Origin of the sequence: Burkholderia sp. A2 (genome assembly GCF_001729305.1) — a bacterium.
GTDB lineage: Bacteria > Pseudomonadota > Gammaproteobacteria > Burkholderiales > Burkholderiaceae > Burkholderia > Burkholderia sola.
This window is the reverse complement of record NZ_LZXX01000139.1, coordinates 1-5,127: the sequence shown is the minus strand read 5'-3', so window position 1 is coordinate 5,127 and position 5,127 is coordinate 1. Positions and strand designations below refer to the sequence as shown.

Annotated in this window: 4 protein-coding genes and 1 pseudogene; all 5 read left to right on the top strand. The window is 65.4% G+C overall.

All coding sequences use genetic code 11. From position 1 onward, the window contains the following. Positions 1–1,751 (top strand): annotated as a pseudogene (locus A9Z05_RS37090) (hypothetical protein); the annotation flags it as partial. A 159-nt stretch (positions 1,752–1,910) separates the two neighbouring features. Beyond that, the gene (locus A9Z05_RS31425) at positions 1,911–2,936 is read left to right on the top strand and encodes a PLP-dependent cysteine synthase family protein (RefSeq protein ID WP_069621478.1); all 1,026 of its coding nucleotides are present in this window, start codon (positions 1,911–1,913) and stop codon (positions 2,934–2,936) included. Positions 2,937–2,949: 13 nt separating this feature from the next. Continuing rightward, the gene (locus A9Z05_RS31420; RefSeq protein ID WP_069621477.1) at positions 2,950–3,615 is read left to right on the top strand and encodes a GNAT family N-acetyltransferase; all 666 of its coding nucleotides are present in this window, start codon (positions 2,950–2,952) and stop codon (positions 3,613–3,615) included. Next, positions 3,612–4,574 carry an amidohydrolase family protein gene (locus A9Z05_RS31415; protein ID WP_069621476.1) on the top strand — a complete coding sequence of 321 codons (963 nt, stop codon included), beginning with the start codon at positions 3,612–3,614 and terminating at the stop codon, positions 4,572–4,574. The genes A9Z05_RS31420 and A9Z05_RS31415 overlap by 4 nt, the downstream gene beginning before the upstream one ends. Positions 4,575–4,626: 52 nt before the next feature. After that, positions 4,627–5,127 (top strand): cytochrome-c peroxidase (locus tag A9Z05_RS31410; RefSeq protein WP_218077832.1); only part of this gene is annotated, 501 nt, incomplete at its 3' end.

Genomic DNA, 5,127 nt, shown 5'->3' with positions numbered 1-5,127 from the left:
CGGCATCGGACGGCGTAGCGACGACGGCGCTCGACGCATACACGCGCATCGCCCGGCTTCGCGACGCATTGAACGCGCCCGGTTCCGGGCGGCTCGCCATCGTTGTCGACGATCCCGAGATGCGTCGCACGCGTGAATTCACCTCCTTGCCCCGTATCCTGTCGGCCGCGCTCGACGTCGCGTCCGCATCCGTTGCGAACACATGCATCGTCGTGCTCGGCGACGCGCTCGCGGACGGTTCGGCGGCCATCGGCGAAGCCGGGACGCACTCGCTGGCGTCAATCGACACGCTCGCCGACGCGGTCGCCGAAACCGTGTTCGAGATACGCCGCCGCGCCGACACGTACTTCGAGCAAGCACCGCTGGCTTTGCCTGCCGAAGCGGCCGGCACGGCTTGCCTGCTGACGGCGGAAGCGGTGCTGGCCTGGCTGGCGACGCAAGCGTCGCCCGGCCTTCACGTCGTGCATGGCGACCGGCGTATTGCGTGGCGCGAACTCGTGGAAAGCGTCGCGCGACGGGTGCCCATTCCGACGCGCAACGATGCCGACGAGGCCGGCTCCGACGCCGTTCTCGCGCTACTCGAAACGAATCTGAAGCATGCCGAGCACATGCTGGGATACGCGGACGACGCACCCGTGCCGCCGACCGACATCCGTTCTCACCGGCTGCCCTGCGCCGGCTTCGACTGGCCAGCCCGGATCGCTTCACGCGTCGCCGCTCACGCGGCCCGGCACGAACGGCGCGACGCGCCCCGATTTGTCGATCTGCCGTCTGCGCGCCGGATCACGACCGGCAGCGGGCATGGGTATCTCACTGCCGGGCGTGGCCCGCGGGCCATGTTGCTGATCAACGCATTCGGCATCCCGAACGACGTGTGGCACGACTTCGCGGCCGGATTGGCGCCGGATTTCTCCCTCTATCTGGCGGACGACGCAAGCGATACGCCAGCCGATGGAGAACTGACCCGCGCCTACTATTCGAGCCCCGATGCACCGGACCGCTACGCGCGAAGCGTGGCTGAACTGCTCGACGTCGAGGGAATCGACGCGATTCACGTCGCGAGCTGGTGCGGCGGCGCCCGATATGCGCTGGCGCTGGCGCGCGCACTGCCCGGCCGCATCGCGTCGATGAGCCTGATCGCCCCGTCGTTTGCCGGCGCGCAGGACTACGACGGCGCCGACAGCGCGTACGAAAACAATCTCAATACGATGTGCTCGCTCGTCGCGCGCATGCCGAAGGCCGCGGACAGCATGGCCAAATCGATGATCGGGCTTCTGGAGAAGCGGGCACGAAGCGACGCACGCGAAGGCGGCCACGCATCGATGTTCGCACTACCCGATTCGGCGACCCGTCACTGGCTGCACGCACCGTTCGTGTCGGCGGCGAACATGATCGAATACAGCCAGCAATTGCTGAATTTCCGCGCCCATCGGATCGAATCCGAACGCGACGGATCGATCGCCGGCATCCCTGCACTGCTCGTGACCGGCGAATACGACGAAATGACCTGCGCGATACGCGCGCGAGCCATTACGTCGGCCCAGCTTCGCCCGATCCAGGTCGAACTCCAGGCCGGCAGTCATCACATGGTTCACCAGAATGCGGCGCTGCTGTCGCAACTCGTCGGCACGTTCGTCGGCGATCGTGCGCTGACACTCGACGCACTGCCGCATCCGAGACTGCGCGTCCTCCCGGCGGCCAACCGTGGCGAGGTGGAAATGGAAATGGAGATGGAGTCGGGCGAACTGTGACGCACGAGCCTTCCGATGCCCGTTCGGACAGTTACAGGCCCCGGGCATCGATCACTAAAGTCGCACTGTGAAGCAAGCCGGATCACACGCGGCCGATCGCGTCGTACCACTCGCGAACGACGCACGAGCCAACGCCAACCCGCTGGTCGGAGATGTCGAATGTACGCAAACAGCCTTGTCGAACTGATCGGCGATACGCCGCTGCTGTATCTGAAAAGCCTGTCGAATGAACACAGGCGAATCCGCGTGTATGGAAAGCTCGAGTGCTACAACCCCGGCAACAGCGTCAAGGACCGGAGCGCGCTGCAGTTGCTCCGCCAGGCCGAGCGCGACCATGGGCTCAAGCCGGGCTGGTCGATCGTCGAATCGACGTCGGGCAACATGGGGCACGCACTTGCGATGCTGTGCGCCACACGCGGCTATCGCTTCATTTGCGTGCTCGATCCGAAGACGCCGAAAACGAATGCGAATCTCGTGCGGGCATTCGGCGGAGAAGTCGAGATGGTCGAGCACCCCGACGAGACGGGCAGCTATCAGCGCAAGCGCATTGCGGTCGCGAAAGCGATCGCCGCGAGCGTGCCGAATTGCGTGAACCTCGATCAATACAACAATCCGGCCGCGATCGACGCGCACTATTACTCCACCGGCCCCGAAATCGTCTCCCAGCTCGCCGACCGGCTCGACGCCGTGATCGTGTCCGCCAGCACCGGCAGCCATCTGAGCGGCATCGCACGCTATGTGAAGGAGCGCGATCCGGCTACGCGCGTGATCGGTGTCGAGCCCGACGGCTCGGTCGTGTTCGGCGGCACCTACCGGCCGCATCTGCAGAACGGCGCGGGGCTCAGTTTTCAGCCCGGCAACATCCTGATTCATCTCGTCGACGAAACGATGCGCATCGTCGATCGCGATGCGTTCGTCGGCTGCCGTCGCCTCGCGCTCGACGAAGGGTTGCTGCTCGGCGGTTCGTCCGGCGCCATCGCGCAGGCCGCACGCCGCTACGTCGCCACCTTGCAAGGTCCGGCCAACATCGTGCTCGTGTTCCCCGACAGCGGCACCAAGTATCTCGACACGATCTACGACGACCAGTGGCTGGTCGATCATGGCCTCCAGGCCGTGCTCGACGACCTGTGCACCTCCGCGCCCCCGCCACGCGCCGAAAGCGTCGTGGCCCTCGAAACCACGTGATCCAGGGACACCCATGAACGACTCCATCCGTACCTTGCTTGCCGACGGCGCACAGTATCCGATCGCGTTGCCGAAGGCCAACGTCACGCACGTCACCTATCGCTGGACGAACGGCGTCGACGATACGTTGGGCGCGCAGATCGTCGAGCTGATGCGGCGCACGAGCGAAAGCGCGCCGATCATCGGCTTCGCCGAAACGATCACGGACGCGGAAGCAAGCCGCTATCTCGACGAACTGCGCTCGAATCTCGCCGCGGAAAAGGTTCGCCTGCTGACGATCTTCGCGAACACCGGTCAGCTGATCGGCCTGTGCACGTTGCGCCGCAACCTGAACCCCAACAATCGCCATATCACCGATCTGGCGAAAGGCATGATCCACGACGCCTGTCGCGGCGGTGGCGTGCTGCCTGCCGCGTTCGTCGAGATTGCGCTGCAATGCGATCGTGACAACGTCGAACTGCTGACACTCGACGTGCGAGACGGCACGCCCGCTCACCGCGTATGGGAACACTACGGTTTTCAGACGTGGGGCACGTTGCCGGACTACGCCCGCGCGAACGGGAAGATGCATGCCGGCCACTTCATGATGCAACGCGTGGCGGACCTCAAGGAACGTGCGCTCGGCATGCTCACGGGTCGCGACGCCGACCGCACGGCCCCCGTCAAAGCAACGGCATGAGCCCCGCCATCTACGACGGGCCGATCATCGACTCGCACTGCCACATCGCGTCGACGCGCTTCATCCCCACTGCGTTCCTCGAGGGATTCTGCGCCAACGTTCATGTCCGGCTCGTCGCCAACGGCGTACGGAAATCGCGATCGGAACTGCTCGATACCTACCTCGCGCAAAGCCAGGACCACTTCGGCGATGCACTGGTGGCCGACATGACGTCGGCCGGCATCGAGCAGGCCGTGGTGTTGCTGCCCGATTTCACGTACGTGATGAAAAGCGATCTCACGATCGCCGAGATGTATGCCGAGCATCATGCGATCCTGCAGCGTCACGGCGAGCGCTTTCACGTATTCGGCGGCATGGATCCGCGGTGGGGCGCGGACGGTGTCGCGTTGTTCGAGAAAGGCGTGGTCGAGTACGGCTTCTCCGGATTGAAACTCTATCCGCCGTGCGGTTACAGCCCGAGCGACAAGCGCCTGTACCCGCTGTACGAAATCTGTCGCGCTCACCGGTTGCCGGTGCTTCTGCACGTGGGGCCGACCAGCCCGGCGCTGGAGTTTGCATACTCGCACCCGGATCTGCTCGACCGCGCGGCATTCGATTTTCCCGACGTGAACTTCATCCTCGCGCACGGCGCCGTCCATCACGTCGACGCTTGCGCGCGACAGTGCGCGTATCGACCCAACGTGTATCTCGACGTCAGCGCATTTCTCGGCTCCCAGCATCCGCGGGGATGGTCGGTTGCGCTCGCCGAGCTGTTCCGCATGAACATCAATCACAAGATTCTGTTCGGCACCGACTGGCCGGTCTTTCGCAACTCGGGCGGCCACCGCAAGGTCATGGAGCAGTTTCTCGCCGCCGATGGCCCGCTCGCCGCCGTCGCGCCGGTGCAACGCAAGTGGTTGATGTCGGGCAACACGCGCGCGCTGCTGCCGGCATCGCGCACGATCGATGCGATCGCGTGATTCCGGCCGTCGCGCGCGACGGCNNACGCACTACGGGCTCGCGGCTGCGTCGATGATCGGCGCGCTGCTCGTCTGGACCGCATGGCCGGGACATCGGGCCGACGCGATGGCGGAAACCGCCGACGCGCCGGACCACTGGCGCGCCGACGAACGGGCGCAGCTTGAATCGATGCGCCTTCCCGCGAACGTCGTCGTCAAAGTCGACCCGTCGAATCGCGTGGTCGCGTCCGCACAGGCGGCTCAGCTTGGCAAGCGATTGTTCTCGGATCCGCGGTTCAGCCGAAACGGCGCGATCGCCTGCGCAAGCTGTCACGCCTCCGATCGCCAGTTCGAAGACGGACGACCGCTGGCGATCGGCCTGGGCGTCGGCGTGCGTCGCACGATGCCCGTCGTCGGCACGACCGATGCGCCGTGGCTGTTCTGGGACGGCCGCAAGGACAGTGTGTGGTCGCAGGCGATCGGACCGATCGAGGATCACAACGAACACGGCGGCACCCGGCTGCGCGCCGCCCATGTGCTTGCCGAACACTACCGCGACGCATACGAGCCGCTG